Below are 24035 nucleotides of genomic sequence, written 5' to 3' on the forward strand. Positions count from 1 at the left end.
CACTCACACCATAACGACAGACAACACCCCGTCAAACCGGAGGAGCTTCCGTATGAACAGCGTTCCCACGCCCCCCTCGCCCATGACCGATGCGTCGTCGGCCGACTTTGAAGCGGCCACCTACCGCAAGGTCGGCTGGCGGCTGATTCCGTTTCTACTGCTGTGCTATGTGGTCGCGTATCTCGACCGGGTCAACGTCGGCTTCGCCAAGTTGCAGATGGTCGGCGACCTGCAATTCTCCGAAACCGTGTTCGGTCTCGGCGCGGGTATCTTCTTCTTCGGCTACTTCCTCTTTGAAGTGCCGAGCAACGTGATCCTGCATCGCGTGGGCGCCCGCGTGTGGATCGCGCGCATCATGATCTCGTGGGGCATCATCTCGGGCGCGACGATGTACGTCACCTCGCCACAGATGTTCTACATCATGCGATTCCTGCTCGGCGTGGCCGAGGCGGGCTTCTTCCCCGGCATCATCCTGTACATCACCTACTGGTATCCGGCCTCGCGGCGCGGACGCATGACCGCCTGGTTCATGACGGCCGTGGCGTTGTCCGGCCTGATCGGCGGGCCGCTCTCGGGCTGGATCCTCAAGGACATGAGCGGCGTGAATGGCCTTGCCGGCTGGCAATGGATGTTCCTGATCGAAGCGATCCCGTCGGTGGTGATCGGGCTGATCGTGCTGTTCGTGCTCGACGACCGCATTCGCGACGCCAAATGGCTCAACGATGCCGAGAAGTCGATGCTCGAGCGCAACATCGCCAGCGATGTGCTCAGCAAGGAAGACCTGCCGCTGCGGAAGGTGTTCTCCAGCCCTCGTGTGTGGATGATGAGCCTGATCTACTTCTCGTTCGTGATCGGCCTGTACGGTGTGGGCTTCTGGCTGCCGACGATCATCAAGGGCACGGGCGTGACCGATCCGCTGCAAATCGGCCTGCTCACGGCCATTCCGTACTTCTTCTCGGTGATCGCGATGGTCGTGGTCGGGCGTCGCTCCGATCTGCGCGGCGAGCGTCGCTGGCACATTGCAATTCCGGCGTTCGTTGGCGCCATCGGCCTGTTCCTGTCGACGACCTGGAGCCACAACACCCAGCTCGCCATGGTCGCCCTGACGCTGGCCACGATGGGCATCATGATCGTGCTGCCGCTGTTCTGGAGCCTGCCCACGGCCTTTCTGGGCGGCACCGCCGCCGCAGCCGGTATCGCGATGATCAACTCGCTGGGCAATCTGGCCGGTTTCGTGGGCCCGTACCTGATCGGCTTTCTCAAGGACGCCACGCACAGCACGAACAGCGGCATGTTCCTGCTCACGATCTTCATGATTCTGGGCGGACTGCTTACGCTGGCCGTGCCCGCGCGGCTCGTCAACCAGTGACGGATACAGCGGGATCGGCTGACGAAACCGCATCTCGCCGGGCAAGACCACTCCGCCACGGGGCCGCTGGCCGGGTCGCCACCGTGGCAATCCGTTGGGAGTAATATCTTTCGCATCAAGAAGGCCGTCCTTGCCGGGACGGCCTGTTTTTTGCCCCCAAATATCCGCATGCCCGCCAACGACTCTCCGACGACGCCGGCCGGCGTCTCGCTCACCCCCGCCGAGGTCAAGTCGATCCTCTCCGGGCTGCTGCTCATCATGTTTTTGGGCTCGCTCGACCAGACCATCGTCGCGCCCGCCCTGCCGACCATCGCCCGAGACCTCGGTAGCTTCGACGCCGTGTCGTGGGTCGTCACCGCTTATCTGCTCTCATCCACGGCCATCACCCCCATCGTCGGCAAGCTCTCCGATCTGTTCGGACGACGCGTCGTCATCGCCGTGAGCGTCGCCGTTTTCCTCGTGGGGTCGGTGCTGTGCGCGCTGGCGCCGAGCATGCTCGCGCTGATCGTGGCGCGTGGCGTGCAGGGGCTGGGCGGGGGCGGCCTCATCGCGCTGTCCAACACGGTGATCGCAGATATCGTCTCGCCGCGCGAGCGCGGCCGATATCAGGGATACATCTCCGGCATGTTCGCGGTCTCCGGCGTGGCGGGTCCCATCACCGGCGGGGTATTCGCTCAGTATCTGAACTGGACGCTCATCTTCTGGATCAATCTCCCGCTCGGTCTGCTCGCCATCTACCTGAGCGACCGCGCGCTGCGCCACCTGCCCCGTCGCGAGGGCAAGCCGAGCATCGACTATCTCGGGTCGGCACTGCTTATCGCCGCGACCGTCTGCCTGTTGCTGGCGCTCACGTGGGGCGGGCATCGCTACGCCTGGGTGTCGATGCCCATTGCAGGCCTGCTCGCCGCGAGCGTGATCGTGGGGGCGATCTTCCTGCGTCACCAGCGTGCGGTGCGCGAGCCATTGCTACCGGTGGCGTTGCTTGCCAACCCGGTGTTCCGGATGACGTCGACGATGGCCGTGCTCGTGATGATGGTCAACATCAGCATCGGGATCTACGTGCCGCTTTATCTTCAGTTGCAGCGCGGCGAATCGGCCAGCCGTTCGGGGCTGATGTTGATCCTGCCGTTGCTGGGCATCGTGGTGGGGGCGCTCAGCGCGGGGCATTACATGCGCGCGACGGGGCATTACAAGCGTCCGCCACAGATCGGCCTGCCGGTGGCGTTGCTGGGGCTGACGACGATTGCGCTCGGCGTGCAGTCACTGCCGCTCTGGGTCGTGGGGCTGTGTCTCGGACTGGTGGGGATCGGCTTCGGCTCGGCCATGCCGGTGATGACCGTGGCGACGCAAAATGCCGTCGCGCCGCGCGACATCGGCATTGCGACGGCCGCACACGCATTCTTCCGGGCGCTCGGCGGGATGATCGGCGTTGCGATGTTCGGCGCGCTCATCGTCGGGCTGCTGGTCTCGGCAGACGGCGGCGGCGCACCGCGCGAACTGACCGACTTCCTTCGCCCAGGCGGCGCACCGCCCGGGATGGAAGATCATGTCCGGCTCGCCTTCGGTGCCTTCTTCGGCGGTAGCGCCCTCATTGCCGCGCTGGCCATCGTCGCGCTCGCCCGCTTGCCGGAACTGCCGTTGCGTCAGAGTTCGGGGAACGAAGCAACGGCCATCGAATGACGATGCGAGCCCGACGGCTCGCTCGCCAGCCATTTACGCGGTCGCGCAGGCCCGATAGTGGCGGTTGGCCAGTTCCATCTGTTCGAGCCCCTCGAAGAGTTGCGCAAGCGCCAGATGCACGCGCTGTTGCAGATGCCGGTCGTCGGTATAACGCAGTGCGCCCTCGAGGAACGTCTGCGCCTTGCCCCACAGCCGCTGGTGCTGGCACAGCTTGCCCAGTGCGAAGAGCAGGTCGGGATCGTTCGGATGTCTCTGCTGCCACGCCTCGGCCTTCTGGATGAGCGGCAGGGCATCGCCGCCGGCACACTCGGCGTAGCGGCGCAGCAGACGCGGGTCCCAGTGCTCGGCCAGCGCGGCCTCGACGATATCGCGCGCCTCGCGCAGACGATCGAGCGAAATCAGCAACTCCGCCGCGACATCGGCTATGCGCGCCGACGTGCGCGCATCGGCCGGCAATTCGTGCCAGCACTTGAGCAGCGCGTCGGCATCGTGGCGGTGATCGCGCAGAATGCCCTCGCTGGCCGTCTGCTTGAGCTTGGCCGCCAGCGCCGGATGCAACGCTTCGCGCTTTTCCAGCACCTTGAGCAGTGCCAGGACCTCGGGCCAGTGCTTCAGATGTTGATGTGCCCGCAGGGCGACCAACTGTGCCTGCATGCGGCGCGCGCCCTGCGCCCGCATCTCGGTCAGGGCTTCGAGCGCCCCTTCCGCATCGCGGGTATCGACGCGCAACTCCGCCGTCTGCAACAGACGCGCCTCTTCCAGGTTCGCCCCCTGCGCCTCGGCCAGCCAGGTGTCGCGACGCGCAAACTCACGCATACGGTGCGCCGCGCGCGCCCCGATAATCGCCGCCACGCCGCGATTGTCATCCTGCTCGGCGGCTTCGCGCGCCGCTTTCTCCGCCCGCGTGTAGCGACCCGCGAAGAGATTCGCCACGGCATCGCGCAACGCGATGTTCGCGCGACGGCTGCGTTGGCGATTGCGGTAAGCGGCCACACGCTCCGGCATCTTGTAGATGTTGCGCAGAATACGAATCACGACGTACAGCGCAACGAACAAGGCCAGCAACGCCAGCACAAAAAGGTTCAGCGATACGTCCACTCGGTACGGCGGCACCAGCATCACCACCTGCCCGTGATTGAACGTCGCCAGCACGGCAAAGCCGGCCGCGACCGCGAACAGGAGCGTCAACCAGATCAGTCCTCGCATGCCCGGCTCCTTACGGCTTGTCCTTGACGTCCTTGACCTGACCGATGGCGGTCAGGCTGGCGTCAAGGGTCGGCAGTTCGATCGTGCGCGAACCCGCGTCGACCTGGTCGAGCAACGTTTTCACGGCGGCGATGCGACGCGACTTGGCGTCGAAATACTTATCGAGCGCGGCCTCCGCGACCACCACGTCGCTATGCACAGCAGAGGCGTTGCGCGCAAGCAGCGCCAGTCGCGCATTGAGCAGGCGCAGCTTGAGATTCGCCCGCAGGAACGCGCCCTGCTCCGGCGCCACGAGCATGACGTCCGGGTCGTCCAACCGGCGGACCTGCACCAGTTGCTTGAGGCTGCCCAGCATCTCCGCGGACAGGCGATGCCACGTCGCGATCCAGCCCGCTTCGCTCACGCTGCCCGCACCGGCCGCGCCCCCGGCCGTCGACGTCGGGTCGACGCGCCGCGCCTCGGCCTGCAACGGCAACGTGTCGACCATGGCAATCGCCTGATCGAGCTTGCCGGTCAGTTGCGGCAAATCGGCCGCCGGCACGGCCTTGAGCCGGTCGATGTCCTTCTTCAGTGCGTCCCGCACGCCTGCGAGCTGCGGTGCGCCGGAGCGTGCCAGACGGGCGTCGGCGCCCTCCAGCGCAATCAGCGCGCCGCGAACGTTGCCGGTGAGCTGCAATTGTTGATTCGCACTCGTGACGATCTGCTCGGTCTCGGCGAGCACCCATTCGTCTCGGTTATGCGCGAGATCCTGATAGAGCTGTTCGAGTGCGGCCTGCTGGCTGCGCGAATCGGACACACGCCCTTCGAGCGCCGTGAGCCGGTTTTGCAGATCGCGCTGATTGTCGAGTGCCTGCGCCGTTCGCACCTGCGCCTGCATGACCTGTGCGTCGCCCGTCTGCTGACGGCGCGCCATTTCCTGCTGCACGCGGTCGAGCTTTTGGTTCAGCGACCAGCCGCCGATGCCGGCCCCGGCCGACACGAGCACGAAGAGCAGCCAGGGCAGCGCGGCCCCCGACCCTCGACGCCGAGGCGGCGGCTCGGGCGGCTGCCATGCAGGCGGGCTACCCGTCGTGCCATAGGGAGCACCGCCGGCCGTGGTTGCATTCGACGCCGCCGGGCCGGTCGACGCCGACGGGTTCTGGGAAGACTCGGGAACGCGATTATCTGTCGTCATGCTTTGACTTGAATGGGATCTGCCCATGTTTTGAGTGCCGCCAACAAATTCTCGTCGCCGGGCGCGCATTGCGTAATCCTATCAAACCCGGCAGCCCGCGCGGCATCTGCGATGCGTTCATGCGACGTAAAGCATGGCGCCGCCAGGATTTGCGCCAGCACCTGCGGGGTGCCCGGCGTGTGGATGCCATCGCGCGTGCCGTAGCGCGCAGCGAGCTGCGTGGCCAGATGACGCACTGCCTCGGAGCTGGTCAGCACCCAGGCGCAACGCTCGGGCGAAGCCAGCCGGGCTTCCAGCGCGGCCCACGCGGCGGCGTCCGGCGCGGGCGCCCGACGCGTGTAGGCGCTGACGAGGTCAATCTGCGCGCCGCTGGCGCGCAAGGTGTCGGCCAGCAGTTCGCGACCGCCGTCGCCCCGCACGATCAATACGCGGCGCCCTGCCAGCGAAGCGAGGTCGAGTTGCGCGAGCAGCGCTTCCGAGTCGAACCGCGCTGCCGGACCGCCCGGCGGCACGATCACGCGATGTCGTGGCGCGGCGATGCCCGCGTCGGCCAGCGCCTGCGCACTCCCTGGGCCGACCACGGCCACCGGCAATGCCGCAGGCCACAAGTCGCTCACGTGGATACCGACATCGGCGAGGTCGTCGCTCGTTCGATGATCGAGGGATGCCAGATGCGCCAGCCGAGCCAGGCCATGCGTCACGGCGTTGGGCGAGACGAATACCGCCAGCGCATAGGACGCCAGCGAGCGCAATGCGCGGTCGAGCGCCGCCAATGTGTCCGGGTCGGCCTGCGCGGCAATGTGCAGCAGCGGGAATGCGAGCGTGTCGATACCTTCGGCGCGCAACGCGCGGGCAAGCGCATGGGCTTGTCCGTCGGGGCGCGTCAGGATGGCGCACGGCGAGCGAGGCGACATCGCCCCACCGGCAAGACGCCCGCAGACGGACGCTGGCGCAACGCCAGCGGCGGGCGGCAAGACCGGCGCGCGCGGGCTCAAGCGGGAGGATCCTTGGGCTCGGGCGGCGGCACCAGTGCCAAGCCGCCCGCATCGATCAGTTCCTGCGCGACACGTTTTCCGAGCGCCTCGGCGCCGGCCACATCGCCTTCGGCAACATTGGCCGCGCCCTGAGCGCGAAGCACCGTCGCGCCGTCCGTCGACGCAATAAATGCGCGCAGTGTCAGTTCGCCTTGCGGCGTAAATTCGGCAAACGCGCCCAGCGGCACTTGGCACGAGCCCCCCAGCGCACGCGACACGGCGCGCTCGGCGCTCACGGCCAGCGTGGTGTGGCCATGGTGAAGTGCGGCGAGCCATTGCAGGATTTCGGGACGTCCGGCGCGCACTTCGATGCCCAGCGCGCCCTGCCCGGCGGCCGGCAGGCTCACCTCCGGCGCGAGCGTAGCGCGAATGCGCTCGCCCAATCCCAGGCGCTTGAGACCGGCCGCCGCGAGAATGATCGCGGCGAAATCGCCGCGGTCGAGCTTGCCCAGACGCGTATCGAGGTTGCCCCGCAACGGCGCCACCTTCAGGTGCGGATACCGGGCACGCAGACTCACTTCACGGCGCAGGCTCGACGTGCCGACCACCGCCCCGGCGGGCAGTGCATCGAGACTGTCGTAGTCGTTGCTCACGAAGGCGTCGCAGGGATCCTCTCGCTCGAGCACGGCCGCCAGCGTGAAGCCGTCGGGCAGTTGCATCGGCACGTCCTTGAGCGAATGGACGGCGAGATCGGCTCGTCCATCGGCCAGGGCAAGTTCGAGTTCCTTGACGAAAAGCCCCTTGCCGCCGACCTTCGCGAGCGAGCGATCGAGAATTTGGTCACCGCGAGTGGTCATTCCGAGGATACTCACGCGACACTGCGGATATAATTTGTGCAGCGCGTCACGCACGTGTTCGGCTTGCCACATGGCGAGTCGGCTCTCGCGCGAAGCGATCACCAGGGTTTCAGGAGCAGCGAAGTTCATTCAGCAACCGCGTGAAGACCAAAAGAAAAAATGGTAACACGCTTGACCGGCCCGAACGGCGGGTCGTGAGAGGAGCGACATGAAGAGCAGCGCAAAGGTAAAAGCCCCACAAGAGGGCCTCGCCAAGTCGGTCGGCAAGACTTCCCCCGCGAAGGCAGCAGCCGCGGCCCCATCCACTTCCCGCCCGGCGGCGGATGGGCCGGCCAAGGGCAAGACCCGCCGCTCGCGTGAAGACAAGGACGCCCCGCTGCGCGAGGACATCCGCTTCCTTGGCCGCCTGTTGGGCGACGTGCTGCGCGAACAACAAGGCAGCGACGCGTTCGATCTGGTCGAGACCATTCGCCAGAATGCGGTGCGCTTTCACCGCGAGGGCGACCGCAGCGCCGCCCGCGCGCTGGGCACGTTGCTCAATGGTCTGACCAACGAACAAGCCATCGAGGTGGTGCGCGCGTTCAGCTACTTCTCGCATCTGGCCAACATCGCCGAGGACCGCCATCACAACCGCCGCCGCCGCGTGCACGCGCTCGCCGGCAGCCGCGCCCAGCCGGGCAGCCTGCGCGCCGCGCTGCAAAGCCTGAAAGACGCCGGCCTTGCCGATCCCGCCACGCTCCAGGCATTCTTCGCAAGCGCGCTCATCGTGCCGGTGCTCACCGCCCACCCGACCGAAGTCCAGCGCAAGAGCATTCTCGACGCCGAGCGCGAAATCGCCCGTCTGCTCGCGCATCGCGACGACGCCCTCACCGAGCGTGAGGCCGCGCGCAACACCGAATCGATGCGTGCCTACGTCACCACGCTCTGGCAGACGCGCATGCTGCGCAGTTCGCGCCTGACGGTGGCCGATGAAATCGAGAACGCGCTGTCGTACTACCGCAGCACGTTCCTGTCCGAGATTCCCGCCCTGTACGACGACGTGAGCGCCGAGCTGCACGACGCCGTGCCCGCCGTGCGCGCCGAAGGCCTCGGCCGCTTCCTGCAGATGGGTAGCTGGATCGGCGGCGATCGCGACGGCAACCCGAACGTCACGGCGCAAACGCTGCAACTGGCCATCACGAGCCAGGCCACCGAAATCTTCGCGCACTACCTCGAACAAGTGCACCTGCTGGGTGCGGAGTTGTCGGTCTCGCAATTGCTCGCCGGCTCCAGCGACGCGCTGCTCACCCTCGCGCGCCGCTCGCCCGACGACTCGCCGCACCGCACCGACGAGCCCTATCGACGCGCCCTCATCGGCGTGTACGCGCGTCTGGCCGCCACGGCGCGCGAGTGGGTTGGCCACGTGCCGCATCGCGTCGCGGTCGGCCGCGCCAACCCGTATCTCGACGCGAGCGAATTCATCTCGGATCTGAATACGGTGGTCGCGTCGCTCATGGCGCATCATGGCGGCGCCCTGGTCGCACAACGCCTTGGCCCGCTCGTGCGTGCCGCCGAGGTGTTCGGCTTCCATCTGGCCAGCATCGACCTGCGCCAGAGTTCGGACATTCACGAAGCCGTCATTGCCGAGTTGTTCGCCAAGGCGGGCATCGAAGCGAATTACGCGAAGCTCGACGAAGACCAGAAGCTCGCCCTGCTGCTGCGCGAACTGCGCGAGCCGCGCCCGCTGTTCTCGCCTTATCTCGACTACTCGCAGCGCACGCGCGACGAGCTGGCGGTGTTTGCCGCGGCGCGCGACATCCGCGCCCGCTTCGGACCGCGCGCGGTGCGCAATTACATCATTTCGCATACGGAAACCGTGAGCGATCTGGTGGAAGTCATGCTGCTGCAAAAGGAGACCGGCCTCTTCCTGGGCGCGCTGGGCGGCAACGGCGCGAAGGCCATCGAGCCCAAGGTCGGTGCGATGGTCATCCCGCTGTTCGAAACGATTGCCGACTTGCGCAATGCGCCAGTCATCATGCGCGCGTTCTTCGACATTCCCGGCATGTCCGAGGTGGTCACGCAGCAAGGCGGAGAGCAGGAAGTCATGCTTGGCTACTCCGACAGCAACAAGGACGGCGGCTTCCTCACGTCGAACTGGGAGTTGTACAAGGCCGAACTCGCGCTGGTGCATCTGTTCGAGGAGAAAGGCATTCGCCTGCGTCTGTTCCACGGCCGCGGCGGCACCGTGGGGCGTGGCGGCGGCCCGACCTATCAGGCCATCCTGTCGCAACCGCCGGGCACGGTGAAGGGGCAGATTCGTCTGACCGAGCAAGGCGAGATCATTGCAAGCAAGTTCGCCAACCCGGAGATCGGGCGGCGCAACCTGGAGACCATCGTGGCGGCCACGCTCGAAGCCACGCTGCTGCCGAGCCGTAACCAGCCGCCGCGTCTGGCCGCGTACGAGCAAGTCATGCAGACGCTCTCCGACACGGCCTTCGCTGCGTATCGCGATCTCGTCTACGAGACGCCGGGCTTCACCGACTACTTCTTCTCGGCCACCCCGATCTCGGAAATCGCCGAGCTCAACATCGGCTCGCGTCCCGCCTCGCGCAAATTCTCGGATCCGAAGAATCGTCGTATCGAAGACCTGCGCGCGATTCCGTGGGGCTTCTCGTGGGGCCAGTGCCGTCTGCTCATCACTGGCTGGTACGGCTTCGGCAGCGCAGTGCAGGCATTTCTCGACGGTGGGCAAGGCAAAGCCGCGAAAGCCGACGCCGAAGGTCGCGAAAAGCGTCTCGATACCTTGCGTCAGATGGTCAAGCGCTGGCCGTTCTTCGCGACGCTGCTCTCGAACATGGACATGGTGCTCGCCAAGACCGACCTGGCCGTGGCGTCGCGTTATGCCGAACTGGTGCCCGACGAGAAGCTGCGCAAGCGCGTGTTCAATCGCATCGTCGCCGAATGGCAGAGCACCTCGCAGGCGCTCGCGCTCATCACCGGTCACGAGGAACGGCTGGCGGACAACCCGCTGCTCGCCCGCTCGATCAAGAACCGCTTCCCGTACCTCGATCCGCTCAACCACTTGCAAGTCGAGTTGTTGCGCCGGCATCGTGCGGGGGAATCGGACGAGCGCGCGCGTCGCGGCATCCACCTGTCCATCAACGGTATCGCCGCCGGTCTGCGCAACACGGGCTGACGTCGTCGCGGCGTGACCCCGCGCCGGCTCCGCAGTCCGCGGGGCCGGCGCACAACGTCGATGGGCCGGAAACGTCACGTTGGCCGAGTGGTACTCCGCTTGAGAATCTCCCCAACGACAGTGGACCGATAGAACGGTATATTTCGGGGGTCCGATTCGATGGCTGCCGGGGGGCCCATCCATCATGCAATCCGATTCCAACGCAGTATCCGCGCGAGGTACCCGCTTACGACGGGCCTCCAGACGCCTCACGGCCACCGCGCTTGGCCTGATTTGCGCAGGCGCGCAGGCGGGTCCGGCCATCCAGATGTCGCCACACACCGCCAGCACCGGCCTTTCCTCATCCGCATCCGCATCCTCCCCCCCGCCCCCGCCCCCGCCCGTCTCGCATGCACTCGCTGCGGCGCCGCACGGCGTGCGCGGTTTGGCCGTACGCCTCGTCTCGCAAACGCTGGCGACGTCGCCCGCCAGTCCACCCAAGCCGCCGCCGATCGTCGACGCCGTGCTCGACCCGCTGATGCACGGCATTCTGGAGCGGCTGGCGATCAGCGAAGCGGTTGCGCGGACCAAATACACGTCGGGCAAGCCGGTGCAGGACACCCCGCGCGAGCAGGCGTTGCTTGACAGCATGGGAGACCGGGCCACCCTGTACGGCCTGACGCCCGCGCAGGCGCGCACGTTCTTCCGTCTGCAGATCGAGGCGGGCAAGCTGGTGCAGACGGCCTTGTTGGCCCGCTGGAAGCGCGAAGGCAGCGCGCCCGGGGAGCCGGTCGATCTGGCCACGCGTTTGCGCCCGGCGCTCGACCGGCTCGGCACGTCGCTCATGCGCGATCTCGGCCGCCTGTGCGCGTTGCCCGACGATCCATCGCGCATGGCGCGCATTCACCAAGCCCGCGAGCGGATCGCCAAGGCGGCGAAGCTCGAAGCGCTGCAACGGGCGGCGTTCGACGAGGCGACGTCGGGTCTGTGCCTGTCGGCGCCCCTGCGCGTCTGGACGCTGTCGGCGCCGCGCTGACCGACGCCCCCTGCCCCGGCCGCGGTCGACGCTGCGCTGGCCGAGGCGCCCCGGCCCCGCCGTCGGCCGAGTCGATGGGCCAACGCCGGGGTTGTATAATCGCGGTTTGCCGTGCTCTGCCACGGTCCGCTTCCATCTGCCCCGATGGGCCTCGATTAGCCAAGCTACGACTATGACCTCCCAACTCCACAAGAAAGGCGAAGCCTGGTCGGCCCGCTTTTCCGAACCCGTTTCCGAACTCGTCAAGCGCTATACGGCGTCGGTCTTCTTCGACAAGCGCCTGGCGCTGTTCGACATCGAAGGGTCGCTCGCCCATGCCGATATGCTGTCGGCGCAAGGCATCATCAGCGCCCAGGATCTGGCCGACATCCAGCGCGGCATGACGCAGATTCGCGGCGAGATCGAGCGTGGCGAGCTCGAGTGGCAACTGGATCTCGAAGACGTTCACCTGAACATCGAAGCGCGCCTGACCGCGCTCATCGGCGACGCGGGCAAGCGCCTGCACACCGGCCGCTCGCGTAACGATCAGGTGGCGACCGACATCCGACTGTGGCTGCGCAGCGAAATCGATCGCATCGGCAATCACCTCGGCGACCTGCGCCGGGCACTGCTGGATCTGGCCGATCAGCACAGCGCCACGATCCTGCCGGGCTTCACTCACCTGCAAGTCGCACAACCGGTGACGTTCGGTCATCACCTGCTGGCTTACTTCGAGATGTTCAGCCGCGACGCGGAACGCATGCTCGACGTGCGCCGCCGCGTGAACCGGCTGCCGCTGGGCGCTGCGGCGCTCGCCGGCACGAGCTATCCGATCGATCGGGAACGGGTCGCGGCGACGCTTGGCTTTGACGAAGTCTGCGCGAACTCGCTCGACGCGGTGTCGGATCGCGACTTCGCCATCGAATTCACGGCCGCCGCCGCGCTCGTGATGACGCACATCTCGCGCTTCTCGGAAGAGTTGGTGCTGTGGATGAGCCCGCGCGTGGGCTTCATCGATCTGGCCGACCGCTTCTGCACCGGCAGCTCGATCATGCCGCAGAAGAAGAACCCGGACGTGCCCGAACTCGCGCGTGGCAAGACCGGTCGCGTCAACGGCCACCTGATCGCGCTGCTCACGCTGATGAAGGGCCAGCCGCTCGCCTACAACAAGGACAATCAGGAAGACAAGGAACCGCTGTTCGACACGGTCGACACCGTGATCGACACGCTGCGCATCTTCGCGGACATGGTGCCGGGCATCAAGGTGCGCGAAGCCAATATGCGCAACGCCGCGCTGCAAGGCTTCTCGACCGCCACCGATCTGGCCGACTACCTCGTCAAGAAGGGCCTGCCGTTCCGCGACGCCCACGAAATCGTGGCGCATGCCGTGAAGATCTGCTCGGATCGCGATATCGATCTGGCCGACCTGTCGCTCGCCGAGTTGCAGAAGTTCTCGCCGCTCGTCGGTGAGGATGTCTTCGATTGCCTGACGCTCGAAGGCTCGGTCGCCAGCCGCAACCACATCGGCGGCACCGCGCCCGCCCAAGTGCAACGCGCCATCGCCGCCGCACGCGCTAAGCTCGCCAAGTAAGTCGGCCTGGCCAGGTCATTCGACCTGGCGAGCACCAACGAAAATGCCACCCGGACGGGTGGCATTTTTCATGCGCGTGAGATGGACGTACGCGCGGGATCATGTCCCTCGCATCAGAACAGCGGAAGCGACAGGAACCCCTTGATGATGATCGCGTTGAGGATGTCGATGAAGAACGCCCCCACCATTGGCACGATCAGGAATGCGATGTGCGACGGGCCGAAACGCTCGGTCACTGCCTGCATGTTGGCGATGGCCGTCGGCGTCGCACCCAGCCCGAATCCGCAGTGGCCCGCCGCGAGCACGGCCGCATCGTAGTTGCGTCCCATGACGCGGAACGTGACGAAGATCGCATAAGCCGCCATCGCGACCGCCTGCACAACGAGAATCACAATCATCGGCAGCGCCAGCGTCGAGAGATCCCACAGACGCAGCGTCATGAGCGCCATCGCCAGAAAGAGCGAGAGACTCACGTTGCCAAGCACCGACAGCGAGCGCTCAAACACTTCGTAGCCCACGAGCGACAGCAAATTGCGCACAACGACACCGGTAAACAGCACGCACACGAACGTCGGCAATTCGAACGCCGTGCCCGCCAGCCAGCGCGCAATGACCTCGCCGCCCAGCAAACAGATGGCCACCATGGCGACCGTTTCGATCAGCGCCTGCGCGGTGATCAACCGCACCGTGTGCGGCTGCTCGAAGCCCTCCGGCGTGGTCTGTTGCGCCGCGGCCGCACCCGGCACGTTGGCGCCCAGACGCCCCACCAGAAAACGGGCGACCGGCCCGCCCAGCAATCCGCCAAACACCAGCCCGAAGGTGGCGCAAGCCATCGCAATTTCCAGCGCCGACTGCACGCCGTAGCGCGAGGTCAGCGTGTCACCCCATGCCGCGCCCGTGCCGTGTCCGCCCGCCAGCGTAATCGACCCACCCAATAAGCCGACGCCCGGCGCCAGCCCCATGATGGACGCAAGCCCCACGCCGATCGCGTTCTGTAAGATCAGCATGCCCGCCACCACGCCAAGGAACAACACCAGGCGACGCCCGCCGGCCTTCAGGCTGGCCAGGTTGGCCGAGAGTCCGATGGTCGCGAAAAAGGCGAGCATGAGCGGCGTTTGCAACGACGTGTCGAACTTCAGCTCAACCTGCCCAAACTGGCGCAGCGCCAACGCGCCCACCGCCACCAGCAGGCCAGCCGCCACGGGTTCGGGAATGCTGTACGTGCGCAGCGGCCCGATCCATTCGACCAGCTTGCGCCCAAGCAACAACACCAACGTGGCACAGACAAGTGTGCCGTAGGTGCTGAACTCCAGTTGTCCGGTTTCCATGAATCCTCCCGCTCGAAAAAAGTGCGTCGAGTGTAGCAACCGAATCGGCCCAAATTAACGGGAAATCACCCAAATTGGCGCAGTTCGAGCCAAACCACAAATCGGGTATGCCGCGCCACATCTCAACGATCGTCAGACATCTTCCGCCATTCCACGGTCAATTCCACGGATTCGCCTACGCATTTTGCGTCCGCCGACACTCAGCAACGCTCGCTACGTGAAATGCGGCCAGCAAAAACGGGCGTATAAGGCGCGCCGCCATACGCTGCGCATCTCCATGCCAACTACGCCAAATACTCCGAAGCAAAAAAAAACGGCCCCGTGCTTTCACACGGGGCCGGAGGTCGCCTCGGGCGCGCTCGCTTACTGGCGCACGCAATCCACAAAATACTCGGGGCGTCCATCCACTTCCTCGACGACCAGACCGTGGATATCGGTGTGGAACCCGGGGAAGCGTTCGTTGAAGTCGCGCGCGAAACGCAAATACTCGATGATCGCGGCGTTGAAGCGTTCGCCGGGAATCAGCAACGGAATACCCGGCGGGTACGGCGTGAGCAACACGCTCGTCACGCGCCCTTCGAGTTCGTCGATGGGCACCCGGTCGATCTGGCGGTGCGCGAGCTTCGAGAACGCGTCGGTCGGTTTCATCGCGGGCTGCATGTCCGAGAGGTACATCTCGGTCGTCACACGCGCCACGTCGTTCGCCTTGTACACGCTGTGGATCTGATCGCACAGATCGCGCAGGCCGATGCGCTCGTAGCGCGGGAACTTCGCCACGAACTCGGGCAGCACACGCCACAGCGGGCGGTTGTGATCGTAATCGTCCTTGAACTGCTGCAGCTCGGTCACCATCGAGTTCCAGCGGCCCTTGGTGATGCCGATGGTAAACATGATGAAGAACGAATACAGGCCCGTCTTCTCGACGATAATGCCGTGCTCGGCGAGGTACTTGGTGACGATGGCCGCGGGAATACCGCTCTCGCCGAACTCGCCGCCCACGTCCAGCCCCGGCGTGATGATCGTCGCCTTGATCGGATCGAGCATGTTGAAGCCGTCGGCCAGATCGCCGAAGCCGTGCCAACGCTCGTTGGCACGCAGCACCCAGTCGTCGCGCTGAATCGTACCCTCGTCGCCCAGATGCTCCGGGCCCCAGACCGAGAACCACCAAGAATCGCCATACTCGGCCGCCACCTTGCGCATGGCGCGGCGGAAGTCGAGCGCCTCGACGATCGACTCTTCGACCAGTGCCGTGCCGCCCGGCGGCTCCATCATCGCAGCGGCCACGTCGCACGACGCGATGATCGCGTACTGCGGCGAGGTCGACGTGTGCATCAGGTACGCCTCGTTGAAGCGATACGTGTCGAAGGTTCGCGCTTCCGACTCCTGCACCACGATCTGCGACGCTTGCGAAATGCCGGCGAGCAGCTTGTGTGTGGAGTGCGTGGCGTAGACCGTGGCCTCCGACGAGCGAGGACGCCCTTCGCCAATCGCGTGCATGTCGCGGTAGAACTCGTGGAAAGCCGCGTGCGGCAGCCAGGCTTCATCGAAGTGCAACGTGTCGATGGTGTTGCCCAGCAGCTCCTTGATCATCTCGACGTTGTAGATCACGCCGTCATAGGTGCTCTGCGTGATCGTGAGAATGCGCGGCTTGGCGTTCGGATCGCGTTCGAGCACTTCGCGCGCGAACGGGTTCGCTTCGATCTTGGCGCGAATGACTGCCGGCTCGAACTCCGACTTCGGAATCGGGCCGATGATGCCGAGGTGGTTGCGCGTCGGCGTAAGAAACACTGGCACGGCGCCCGTCATGGTGATCGCGTGCAGGATCGACTTGTGGCAGTTGCGGTCGACCACGACGATGTCGCCCGGCGCCACGGTGGCATGCCACACGATCTTGTTCGAGGTCGACGTGCCGTTCGTCACGAAGAACAGATGATCGGCGTTGAAGATACGCGCCGCATTGCGCTCCGACGCGCCCACCGGGCCGTTGTGGTCGAGCAACTGACCCAACTCTTCCACGGCGTTGCACACGTCCGCGCGCAGCATGTTCTCACCGAAGAACTGGTGGAACATCTGGCCCACCGGGCTCTTGAGGAACGCCACGCCACCCGAGTGGCCCGGGCAATGCCATGAATACGAGCCGTCGGCTGCGTAGTGCGTGAGCGAGCGGAAGAACGGCGGCGGCAGCGAGTCGAGGTACGACCTGGCTTCACGGATGATGTGACGCGCCACGAACTCCGGCGTGTCTTCGAACATGTGAATGAAGCCGTGCAGCTCGCGCAGGATGTCGTTCGGGATGTGGCGCGACGTGCGCGTCTCGCCGTACAGGAAAATCGGAATGTCCGGGTTGCGACGGCGCACTTCCTGCACGAACGCGCGCAGGTTGATGATGGCCAGCGCCAGCTCGCCCTCGCCTTCACCGCCCGCTTCGCTCGAGAACGTGCCGAACTCGTCATCGTCGATGGACAGGATGAAACTCGATGCGCGGCTCGCCTGTTGCGCAAACGAGGTCAGGTCACCGTAGCTCGTGAGACCGTTGACCTCCATGCCCTCGGCTTCGATGGCCTCCGCCAAGGAGCGAATCCCGGATCCGGAAATGTTTTCGGAGCGGAAGTCTTCGTCGATGATGACGATCGGAAAACGGAATTTCATTGGCGTTCCTTCGACAAAAGAACGAGCCACGGTCCGACATGGCCGTGGCTCTTGGGCAGTGCGACGTTGCGGGTGCTCACCGGTGGCGAGTCAAGCCTGCGCGGGCTAGGTTTTCGGCAGCGTGACGCCACGCTGCCCCTGGTACTTCCCGCCGCGATCCTTGTACGACGTCTCGCAGACTTCGTCGGATTCGAAGAACAGCACCTGAGCCACGCCCTCGTTGGCGTAGATCTTGGCCGGCAGCGGCGTGGTGTTCGAGAATTCCAGCGTCACATAGCCCTCCCATTCGGGCTCGAACGGCGTCACGTTCACGATGATGCCGCAACGGGCATACGTCGATTTGCCGAGACACACGGTGAGCACGTTGCGCGGAATGCGGAAGTACTCGACGGTGCGCGCGAGCGCGAACGAGTTCGGCGGAATGATGCAGACATCGCCGGAGAAGTCGACGAACGACTTTTCGTCGAAGTTCTTCGGGTCGACAATCGTCGAGTTGATGTTCGTGAAGATCTTGAATTCAGCCGCACAGCGAATATCGTAGCCGTAACTCGACGTGCCATAGCTGACGATCTTCTGCCCGTCCTGGGATTGCCGGACCTGCGACGGCTCGAAGGGCTCGATCATGCCGTGCGCCTCGGCCATACGCCGGATCCATTTGTCGGACTTGATGCTCATGTGTGGGCCTGAATGGGCGTAGTACGTGAAAAATTGGGCGTATTTTACGCGATTGTTGCGGTGCAGTGAGGTTTTCACGCGCACCGCGCCGCGCGGGGCTCCCAGGCCCCCTTGCGCGCCGTCCTTACGTGTTCTGAACGACGATCGAGGGGAATTTGCTCGTCATGTCCTTCTGCCGCGCCGCGATCTTCACCGCCATCTTGCGGGCAATGGCCTTGTAGAGCACCGCGATCCGGCCGGCCGGGTCGCCCACCACGCTCGGCATGCCGGCGTCAGCGTGCACGCGGATACTCATCTCCAGCGGCAGCTTGCCCAGCAGCTCGACGTCGAAATCGTGGCTCATGCGCTCGCCGCCGCCCACGCCGAAGATCGGCTCCTCATGTCCACAGTTCGAACAGATGTGCAGACTCATGTTCTCGATGAGACCGAGGATCGGCACGCCGACCTTCTCGAACATCTTGAGACCCTTGCGGGCGTCGAGCAGCGCCAGGTCCTGCGGCGTGGTAACGATGACCGCGCCCGTGACCGGTACCTTTTGCGCGAGCGTGAGCTGGATGTCGCCCGTACCCGGCGGCATGTCGACGATCAGGTAGTCGAGGTCGTGCCAATTCGTCTGGTTGAGCAGTTGTTCGAGCGCCTGCGTGACCATCGGGCCGCGCCAGACCATCGGATTGTCCGGCTCGATCAGGAAGCCGATCGAGCTGGCTTGCAGGCCGTGCGCCGTCATCGGTTCGAGCGTCTTGCCGTCTTTCGACTCGGGTTTGCCGTGAATGCCCAGCAGCGTGGGGAGCGACGGACCGTAGATGTCGGCGTCGAGAATGCCGACGGTGGCCCCCTCGGCCACCAGCGCCAGCGCCAGGTTCACGGCCGTGGTGCTCTTGCCCACGCCGCCCTTGCCCGACGCCACCGCCACGATGTTCTTCACGTTCGGCAGGAGCTTCACCCCTCGCTGCACCGCATGCGCCACGATTTTCTGGCTGATGTCGACGGCCACGCGCTCGACACCGGGCAGCTTGCCCACGGCATCGGTAATGCGCGTGCGCATCGCCTCGAACTGGCTCTTCGCCGGATAGCCGAATTCGATCTGGATACCGACGTGACCATGCTCGGCCACGACCTGCTTCACATACTTTCCGGCAATCAGGTCGAGCCCCGTGTCGGGATCGACGATGCCACGCAGCACTTCATTGATTTGGGCGACTTCCATGTGGGTCTCTCGCTCTGTCGAGGCGCGCCGGGAAAGCCCCGACGAGCGCTAACAACTTGTAACATCCGTGGCGCACGCTCTCGATTAGCATGCGAGGCGCGCGTGTTATGGGGAACCCGCCGGCATGGCAATCTGTCCTTGCCTGCGGTTGACACTCAGCGCTATTGTAAAAGACCGCGCGCCGGCAGGTTCAAAACCCCTGCAACGCACGCGTGCTTCGGCGAAGTGCTCACGCGTTGTTTCACGACTGCTAGCTAATCGATAAGGAGCCTCACATGAATAAGAACTCTCTGCGCGCTTGCGCGCTCGTCCTGACCGCCGCCGCCATGCTGGCCGGTTGCCAGACGCCGCAGGGCACGAACACGGCGGTCGGCACCGGTGTGGGTGCGGCAGTGGGCGCAGGACTGGGCAACCTCATCGGAGGCAACACGACGGGCACGCTGATCGGCGCCGCCGTGGGTGCCGCCGCTGGCGGCGCGACGGGGTACAACTGGAGCGCGATCAAGAACACCTTGGGCGGCCACACGGCCGGCACAGGCACCACGATCTCCGAGCAGCCCGACGGCTCACTCAAGGTCGCGGTCCCGAGCGACGTGACGTTCGACACCGGCCGCGCCGATATCAAGCCGAACTTCCGCGCCGTGCTCGACGACGTTGCCGCGTCGCTCAACCAGAATCCGGGGATTACCGCCAACATCGTGGGCCATACGGACAGCACGGGCGGCGATCGCATCAACATCCCGTTGTCGCAAAACCGCGCGTCCAACGTGATCCAGTATCTGAACAGCCGCGGTATCGCGATGAACCGCATGAGCGGCACGGGCGTCGGGTCGAGCCAGCCGGTCGCCTCGGATGCCACCGCCGCCGGCCGTGCGCAGAACCGTCGCGTCGAAATCCTGCTGCACGCACCGCGCGGCTGATCGCCTCGCGCTTCGCTTTCTGCCCCGCTTTCCGCCTGACGGGGCATTGGGATTTCGTCTCGCAAACGCAGGCCCGGCCCGCCGGGCCTGCGTTCTGCCGAAGCGCCCGAGCAGCATGCTGCGACGCACCATCGAAATTCGGCACCTCAGTTGAACTAAACCCACGTCACATCGCTCAGACCCTTCGGAAGTGCTTACTGTGGGCGCTTCCATCTCCTCTTTGTTATTGACGTTACGTGTGCCTAGTTAAGCCGGAACCTGGTTCCGGCTTTTTTTTGGTTCATCGTGGAATGCCGCCCCACAGACGTCGCCGGCGCCATCGGCAACGGCCGGCCATTGCCCCGCTCCCGCCCCTCCCTCGCCCTGCCGGATTCATTGAGCGAGTCGGGCGGTTGGGCGTCAACTGGCCCCGCCTGCTAGAATCGACCTTTCCCGGTTCCCTCAACGCACAGTCGATCCTCATGTCCCGCCGCATTCTTGTCACCTCCGCCCTGCCGTACGCCAATGGCCAGATTCACATCGGCCATCTGGTCGAATACATCCAGACCGACATCTGGGTACGGTTCATGCGGATGCAGGGCCATGAGGTCTATTACGTTGGCGCGGACGACACGCACGGCACGCCCGTCATGCTGCGTGCCGAGAAGGAAGGCCTCACCCCCAAGCAATTGATCGAACGCGTCTGGAAGGAACACAAGCGCGACTTCGACAGCTTCGGCGTCTCGTTCGATAACTACTATTCGACGGATTCCGAGGAAAACCGCGAATTGTCCGAAGGCGTTTATCTCGCTCTCAAGGAACAGGGTCTGATCGAAGCCCGCGATATCGAACAGGCGTATGACCCGGTCAAGGAAATGTTCCTGCCGGATCGCTTCATCAAGGGCGAGTGTCCGAAATGCGGCGCCAAGGACCAGTACGGCGATTCTTGCGAAGTCTGTGGTTCGACCTATGCGCCGACCGATCTGCTCAACCCGTACTCGGTAGTCTCGGGCGCCACGCCGGTGCGCAAGACGTCCACGCATTACTTCTTCAAGCTCTCGGACAAGCGCTGCGAGCAGTTCCTGCGCAAATGGGTGGCCGGACTCGCGCAACCCGAAGCCGCCAACAAGATGAAGGAATGGCTCGGCGAAGACGGCGAGTCCACGCTGGCCGATTGGGACATCTCGCGCGACGCCCCCTACTTCGGCTTTGAGATCCCGGGCGCCCCGGGCAAGTATTTCTACGTGTGGCTCGACGCGCCGGTCGGCTACTACGCCAGTTTCAAGAACCTGTGCGCGCAGCGCGGCCTGAACTTCGACGAGTGGGTCAAGCCGGGGTCGACAACCGAGCAGTACCACTTTATCGGCAAGGACATCCTGTACTTCCACACGTTGTTCTGGCCGGCGATGCTCGAGTTCTCGGGCCATCGCACGCCGACCAACGTGTTCGCCCACGGCTTCCTGACGGTGGACGGCCAGAAGATGTCGAAGTCGCGCGGCACGTTCATCACGGCACAAAGCTTCATCGACACCGGCCTCAATCCGGAATGGCTGCGTTACTACATCGGCGCCAAGCTGGGCAACACGATGGAAGACCTCGACCTGAACCTCGACGATTTCATCGCCCGCGTGAACAGCGACCTGGTGGGCAAGTACGTGAACATCGCCAGCCGCGCGGCGGGCTTCCTTCTCAAGCGCTTTGACGGTCGCGTGTCGCCGGACGCCATGCAGGCCCCGCTGCTGGGCCAGTTGCGCGCCGTTGCCCCGCAGATCGCTGCGCACTACGAAGCGCGCGAGTTCGGCAAGGCGCTGCGTCTGGTGATGGAACAGGCCGACGCCGTGAACGGTTACGTCGACACGGTCAAGCCGTGGGATCTGGCGAAGGATCCGGCGCAGGCCGGCGCCCTGCACGAGGCGTGCTCGGTCTGCCTCGAGGCGTTCCGTTTGCTCACGCTGTACCTCAAGCCCGTGCTACCTGTGACGGCCGAGGCCGTGGAGCGCTTCCTGAACATCGCGCCGCAAGCATGGCAGGACGTGAGCCGCCCGCTCACCGCCGACACGGCGATCTCCGCCTACAAGCATTTGATGACGCGCGTCGAAGGCAAGCAGGTTGAAGCGTTGCTCGCGGCCAACCGCGACTCGCTGCAAGCGGCCGCACCGGTGGCTGAGGCGGCAGCGGCGAAGGGCAAGGACAAAGCCGCCAGGGCGTCGGAGAAGGCTGAGAACGGCGCGCAAGACGGCATCATCAACATCGACGACTTCGCCAAGATCGATCTGCGCATCGCGCGCATCGTCGATTGCAAGGCGGTCGACGGGTCGGACAAGCTGCTGCAACTCACGCTCGACGTGGGCGAAGCGCAAACGCGTAACGTCTTCTCCGGGATCAAGTCCGCCTATCCGCAGCCCGAAGCGCTGGTGGGCAAGCTCACGGTAATGGTCGCCAACCTCGCGCCGCGCAAGATGAAGTTCGGTCTGTCCGAAGGCATGGTGCTCGCCGCCTCGGCCGCCGACGAGAAAGCGGAACCGGGCCTCTACATCCTCGAGCCGCACGACGGCGCGAAGCCTGGCATGCGCGTGAAGTAATGCGCTGACGTGCCGCTTGGAAACGCCGGCGGCGTCGCATGGCAACGCCCGCGCTTCCCACGAAAAACACCCCGAATACCGGACATCTCGTCCGGCACCGGGGTGTTTTTTTATGCTGGCGTCCCGCAACTCGGCGGCCGAGGGTAGCGATGAAACGCCGACCGGCTAGCGCAGATGATCCACCGGCAACGCGGTGGTGAATTTCACCGTTTCCATCGAGAAGCTCGCGCTGATGTCTTGCAGATCGGCCACGCGAATGAGCTTTTTGTAGAAACGGTCGTAGGCAGCGATGTCCGGCAGGTACACCTTGAGCAGATAGTCGATCTCGCCCGCCATCCGGTGCATCTCGACAATTTCAGGCAATTCCCGTGCGCCTGCCACGAAGCGGACCATCCAGTCCTCGCTGTGCGCGGCCGCCTTGATGAACACGAACGCGGTGACGCGCAGATCGAGCTGCTGAGGATCGCACAGCGTGACCTGCCCCGTGATGACGCCGTTTTCACGCAGGCGCTGCACGCGCCGCCAGCAGGGCGTCGGCGACAGATGCACGGCTTCGGCCAGTTCACCCAGCGAGCGCGAGGCATCGGCTTGCAGATTTTCGAGAATTGCGAGATCGGTTTTGTCCATGACAGCCACCTGAGAGGAAAATTTTTCCAAATCCTACGCCATTCGGCAGAAAATTTGAAACCCTTTACCTCTCGTTGGCACGTAAACTTCAGAAACATTCTGGAAACAGGCGGCATCATGAAAATCTTCACTCAACATCCGGCCTCTGTCGGTGAAAATTACCTCCAACACATGGGGTCGGCACTGTCCTTCGCGCTGCCCTTGCTCGGCGCCTGTCTGGCGTGTCTCGTGCACGCACTGCTGCCGTTCCTGTTCGAGAAAACGGGCAGTCGAATCATCGTGCGCCTGCACGACCGCATGGTGACGCATCGCGACCGGCACGCCGTGCCCGCGACGCCGTCCGAGAAGGCCGAGGGCCAACAATCGCAGGCGATGCCATAACGCCGAGTCGTCGAGGCCGAGCGATCGGCCTTCGCCTCGCCCCCGATCAGGGACGCTCCGACGCAGGATCCGCCGAGCGCGACGTGACCGTTACCCGGCCATCGGGGCCGAAGTGCGCGTTGAACATGCCCGCCGTGTTGACGCCGTCCTCGAGCCAGCGCCAGCTCCACACGGTCTCCTTCTTCAGTCGGTACTCCGCCACGCTCGTCGGCTTGCCGAGCAGACGCCGCACGTCGTCCTGCGACATGCCGGGGCGCACCTGTTCGAAGTTCTCCGGCGAGAGCGCCTGGCTGACGCCACGCAGCTTCCCGTCAGGCGCAATGTCAACCATGTAGGTCCGCAAGCCGCCCGGCGCACGCGGATACTCCAGCCGCCGCGAACCGTCGTCGTTCTCCCAGATGATTTCCGGCTTGCCCATCTGCTCGCGCACCTGGGCCTCGGTCGTGACGCCCGGTGTGAGGTTGCGCAACAGCATGTCATCCGGCTTGATAGCGTTGACCGTATCGCGCGCTTTTTCACGCACCTTGTCGATCTGCTGCTGATCGCAGCCGAACAAGCCCAACAGACTCGCGAACAATCCCATGGCGACTCCCCAGCGAAGACCCCGGCGCAGCCCCTGCGCCGGGTGAACGAAACTGCGCAACGTTGTCATCGACAACCCCTCCTT

General features: G+C 64.9%; 17 protein-coding genes and 1 pseudogene. 8 read left to right on the forward strand and 10 right to left on the reverse strand.

All coding sequences use genetic code 11. The features are described 5' to 3' along the window. The first annotated feature begins 52 nt into the window (after nucleotides 1-52). Entirely contained in the window at nucleotides 53-1369 is a 1317-nt protein-coding gene (locus tag PSO31014_RS13145; protein ID WP_246176621.1) for an MFS transporter, read from the forward strand. A 168-nt stretch (nucleotides 1370-1537) separates the two neighbouring features. After that, nucleotides 1538-3049 (forward strand): MDR family MFS transporter, encoded by a 1512-nt coding sequence (locus tag PSO31014_RS13150; protein WP_150552023.1) that lies wholly within the window; start codon nucleotides 1538-1540, stop codon nucleotides 3047-3049. Nucleotides 3050-3082: 33 nt separating this feature from the next. On the opposite strand, the gene PSO31014_RS13155 is transcribed toward PSO31014_RS13150, so the two are convergent. From PSO31014_RS13155 to hemC, 4 genes are all read right to left on the reverse strand, one after another. Further along, nucleotides 3083-4255, reverse strand: a complete 1173-nt coding sequence (locus PSO31014_RS13155) for a heme biosynthesis HemY N-terminal domain-containing protein (protein ID WP_150552024.1) — start codon at nucleotides 4253-4255, stop codon at nucleotides 3083-3085. 10 nt (nucleotides 4256-4265) lie between these two features. Next, a complete protein-coding gene (locus PSO31014_RS13160) occupies nucleotides 4266-5429 on the reverse strand; it encodes a uroporphyrinogen-III C-methyltransferase (protein WP_174976500.1) in 1164 nt (387 codons plus the stop codon). Further along, nucleotides 5426-6343 (reverse strand): uroporphyrinogen-III synthase, encoded by a 918-nt coding sequence (locus PSO31014_RS13165; protein WP_150552026.1) that lies wholly within the window; start codon nucleotides 6341-6343, stop codon nucleotides 5426-5428. Before PSO31014_RS13165 ends, PSO31014_RS13160 begins: the two co-directional genes overlap by 4 nt. Before the next feature lie 77 nt (nucleotides 6344-6420). Further along, nucleotides 6421-7389: a hydroxymethylbilane synthase gene (hemC, locus tag PSO31014_RS13170; RefSeq protein ID WP_150552027.1), complete on the reverse strand. Its 969-nt coding sequence runs from the start codon at nucleotides 7387-7389 to the stop codon at nucleotides 6421-6423. Nucleotides 7390-7468: 79 nt separating this feature from the next. On the opposite strand from hemC, the gene ppc reads away from it, so the two are divergent. The 3 genes from ppc to argH all read left to right on the forward strand — a co-directional run bounded on the left by ppc (nucleotide 7469) and on the right by argH (nucleotide 13020). Next, nucleotides 7469-10435 carry a phosphoenolpyruvate carboxylase gene (gene ppc / locus PSO31014_RS13175; protein WP_281349102.1) on the forward strand — a complete coding sequence of 989 codons (2967 nt, stop codon included), beginning with the start codon at nucleotides 7469-7471 and terminating at the stop codon, nucleotides 10433-10435. 424 nt (nucleotides 10436-10859) lie between these two features. Beyond that, nucleotides 10860-11450, forward strand: coding sequence for a gamma subclass chorismate mutase AroQ (gene aroQ / locus PSO31014_RS13180; RefSeq protein WP_174976501.1), 591 nt, complete (start codon nucleotides 10860-10862; stop codon nucleotides 11448-11450). 172 nt (nucleotides 11451-11622) lie between these two features. Continuing rightward, nucleotides 11623-13020 carry an argininosuccinate lyase gene (argH, locus tag PSO31014_RS13185; RefSeq protein WP_150552029.1) on the forward strand — a complete coding sequence of 466 codons (1398 nt, stop codon included), beginning with the start codon at nucleotides 11623-11625 and terminating at the stop codon, nucleotides 13018-13020. A 113-nt stretch (nucleotides 13021-13133) separates the two neighbouring features. Here the strand turns inward: argH and gltS are convergent, their stop codons facing one another. The 4 genes and pseudogenes from gltS to apbC all read right to left on the reverse strand — a co-directional run. Continuing rightward, nucleotides 13134-14348, reverse strand: a complete 1215-nt coding sequence (gene gltS / locus PSO31014_RS13190) for a sodium/glutamate symporter (RefSeq protein WP_150552030.1) — start codon at nucleotides 14346-14348, stop codon at nucleotides 13134-13136. 363 nt (nucleotides 14349-14711) lie between these two features. After that, nucleotides 14712-16997 (reverse strand): arginine/lysine/ornithine decarboxylase, encoded by a 2286-nt coding sequence (locus PSO31014_RS13195; RefSeq protein WP_150552031.1) that lies wholly within the window; start codon nucleotides 16995-16997, stop codon nucleotides 14712-14714. Nucleotides 16998-17102: 105 nt separating this feature from the next. After that, on the reverse strand, nucleotides 17103-17672 hold the full coding sequence (dcd, locus tag PSO31014_RS13200; RefSeq protein WP_026132167.1) for a dCTP deaminase: 570 nt from the start codon (nucleotides 17670-17672) through the stop codon (nucleotides 17103-17105). A 124-nt stretch (nucleotides 17673-17796) separates the two neighbouring features. Next, nucleotides 17797-18927, reverse strand: a pseudogene (gene apbC / locus PSO31014_RS13205) (iron-sulfur cluster carrier protein ApbC); the annotation flags it as partial. A 227-nt stretch (nucleotides 18928-19154) separates the two neighbouring features. On the opposite strand from apbC, the gene PSO31014_RS13210 reads away from it, so the two are divergent. Both PSO31014_RS13210 and metG read left to right on the forward strand, forming a co-directional pair. After that, complete coding sequence (locus PSO31014_RS13210; protein WP_017235059.1) at nucleotides 19155-19799, forward strand: YiaD family glycine zipper/OmpA-like lipoprotein; 645 nt, start codon at nucleotides 19155-19157, stop codon at nucleotides 19797-19799. A 461-nt stretch (nucleotides 19800-20260) separates the two neighbouring features. Then, the gene (metG, locus tag PSO31014_RS13215; protein ID WP_150552033.1) at nucleotides 20261-22360 is read left to right on the forward strand and encodes a methionine--tRNA ligase; all 2100 of its coding nucleotides are present in this window, start codon (nucleotides 20261-20263) and stop codon (nucleotides 22358-22360) included. A 165-nt stretch (nucleotides 22361-22525) separates the two neighbouring features. On the opposite strand, the gene PSO31014_RS13220 is transcribed toward metG, so the two are convergent. Further along, nucleotides 22526-22987 carry an Lrp/AsnC family transcriptional regulator gene (locus PSO31014_RS13220; protein WP_026132166.1) on the reverse strand — a complete coding sequence of 154 codons (462 nt, stop codon included), beginning with the start codon at nucleotides 22985-22987 and terminating at the stop codon, nucleotides 22526-22528. Nucleotides 22988-23104: 117 nt separating this feature from the next. On the opposite strand from PSO31014_RS13220, the gene PSO31014_RS13225 reads away from it, so the two are divergent. Then, nucleotides 23105-23368, forward strand: a complete 264-nt coding sequence (locus tag PSO31014_RS13225) for a DUF6356 family protein (protein WP_150552035.1) — start codon at nucleotides 23105-23107, stop codon at nucleotides 23366-23368. Between the two features lie 46 nt (nucleotides 23369-23414). Here the strand turns inward: PSO31014_RS13225 and bamE are convergent, their stop codons facing one another. After that, a complete protein-coding gene (bamE, locus tag PSO31014_RS13230; RefSeq protein ID WP_150552100.1) occupies nucleotides 23415-23951 on the reverse strand; it encodes an outer membrane protein assembly factor BamE domain-containing protein in 537 nt (178 codons plus the stop codon). Nucleotides 23952-24035: the final 84 nt, after the last annotated feature.

Source organism: Pandoraea soli (assembly GCF_902459595.1).
In the GTDB taxonomy this organism is placed as follows: Bacteria; Pseudomonadota; Gammaproteobacteria; order Burkholderiales; family Burkholderiaceae; genus Pandoraea; species Pandoraea cepalis.

Bases quoted from the DNA above. Each gene is read 5' to 3' on its own strand.
- PSO31014_RS13145 (WP_246176621.1), top strand. From the start codon at position 53: ATGAACAGCGTTCCCACGCCCCCCTCGCCCATGACCGATGCGTCGTCG.
- PSO31014_RS13150 (WP_150552023.1), top strand. From the start codon at position 1,538: ATGCCCGCCAACGACTCTCCGACGACGCCGGCCGGCGTCTCGCTCACC.
- PSO31014_RS13155 (WP_150552024.1), bottom strand. From the start codon at position 4,255: ATGCGAGGACTGATCTGGTTGACGCTCCTGTTCGCGGTCGCGGCCGGC.
- PSO31014_RS13160 (WP_174976500.1), bottom strand. From the start codon at position 5,429: ATGACGACAGATAATCGCGTTCCCGAGTCTTCCCAGAACCCGTCGGCG.
- PSO31014_RS13165 (WP_150552026.1), bottom strand. From the start codon at position 6,343: ATGTCGCCTCGCTCGCCGTGCGCCATCCTGACGCGCCCCGACGGACAA.
- hemC (WP_150552027.1), bottom strand. From the start codon at position 7,389: ATGAACTTCGCTGCTCCTGAAACCCTGGTGATCGCTTCGCGCGAGAGC.
- ppc (WP_281349102.1), top strand. From the start codon at position 7,469: ATGAAGAGCAGCGCAAAGGTAAAAGCCCCACAAGAGGGCCTCGCCAAG.
- argH (WP_150552029.1), top strand. From the start codon at position 11,623: ATGACCTCCCAACTCCACAAGAAAGGCGAAGCCTGGTCGGCCCGCTTT.
- gltS (WP_150552030.1), bottom strand. From the start codon at position 14,348: ATGGAAACCGGACAACTGGAGTTCAGCACCTACGGCACACTTGTCTGT.
- PSO31014_RS13195 (WP_150552031.1), bottom strand. From the start codon at position 16,997: ATGAAATTCCGTTTTCCGATCGTCATCATCGACGAAGACTTCCGCTCC.
- dcd (WP_026132167.1), bottom strand. From the start codon at position 17,672: ATGAGCATCAAGTCCGACAAATGGATCCGGCGTATGGCCGAGGCGCAC.
- PSO31014_RS13210 (WP_017235059.1), top strand. From the start codon at position 19,155: ATGAATAAGAACTCTCTGCGCGCTTGCGCGCTCGTCCTGACCGCCGCC.
- metG (WP_150552033.1), top strand. From the start codon at position 20,261: ATGTCCCGCCGCATTCTTGTCACCTCCGCCCTGCCGTACGCCAATGGC.
- PSO31014_RS13220 (WP_026132166.1), bottom strand. From the start codon at position 22,987: ATGGACAAAACCGATCTCGCAATTCTCGAAAATCTGCAAGCCGATGCC.
- PSO31014_RS13225 (WP_150552035.1), top strand. From the start codon at position 23,105: ATGAAAATCTTCACTCAACATCCGGCCTCTGTCGGTGAAAATTACCTC.
- bamE (WP_150552100.1), bottom strand. From the start codon at position 23,951: ATGGGATTGTTCGCGAGTCTGTTGGGCTTGTTCGGCTGCGATCAGCAG.